The following is an 842-nucleotide window of genomic DNA, read 5'->3' on the forward strand; positions in this document are numbered from 1 at the left end:
TCTCATGGCGGTATCTCCGTTCCCAAGATACCGCATTGGCATGCAGGATTAATGCCAGAAAATAACGGGACAGCACACTAGGGCATCCTCAACAGCATCCAGCCATACAGTCTCATCTGGCACCGTTTTGAGTGAGGCTTGAAACTCCTCAATTGCGTTGAATAGAATTAAGTGCTTCCCCTCAAGGAGAAGGCTGCGAGCCGTTGCATCCATGAAAGGTCGTGACTCGGGACCGTAGAGTGTCCCAATATGGAGCGCCTCGAGGCCCTGTTTTGTTAGCGCTCCGTCGGATTCAGTCCAGCCAATGTGGAAGAGAAAGTTTCTATAGTTCTTGCCGACCGCGATTTTAGATGCGAGCGTGTCAGAGTAATGGCGCACCCCACCCCCGGGATGTAAGAGCTTGCCCGCTTGGATGTCCTTCCAAAGGCGTTCAAAGGCGCGGTCCCGGACAGTGCCGCCACTGCTCGTCGGTTGACGAGTCTCGTCGTAGGAATACCGTAGCAAGCAGAACATCTCATCGAGACTCATCTCGCGCCACTTCGCGTAGAAGCTGGAGTCGAGTGATGCTGGCTTCGAAGGTCGGGCTGCACGTTTTGTAAAGAAGTGGCTCTCGGTGATATTCGGGGTAGAGGGCGAGAACGTCGCAGGGCTATATGAAACGACTCCAATAGGGGTGTCGATCCAGGAGCTATCTTGCAGCACGCTAACGACATGCTTTGCGATGGGATAGCCATCGTCCGCAATCTCAGGGAGTTGGAGTTGGAGTTGACCCACTTCCGTGGACGGGTACTGGTTTGATTCTCAAACCGTTTCGGGTGTTGTCTCGACATGCACGTAGGCAT

At 53.8% G+C, this 842-nt stretch carries 1 protein-coding gene; it reads right to left on the bottom strand.

The features are described 5' to 3' along the window. Positions 1–48: 48 nt before the first annotated feature. On the bottom strand, positions 49–528 hold the full coding sequence (locus ACFQU0_RS20585) for a hypothetical protein (RefSeq protein WP_382203942.1): 480 nt from the start codon (positions 526–528) through the stop codon (positions 49–51). Between the last annotated feature and the right edge of the window lie 314 nt (positions 529–842).

It is taken from the genome of Hydrogenophaga defluvii, from assembly GCF_042665235.1.
GTDB classification, from domain to species: Bacteria; Pseudomonadota; Gammaproteobacteria; order Burkholderiales; family Burkholderiaceae_C; genus Hydrogenophaga; species Hydrogenophaga defluvii_A.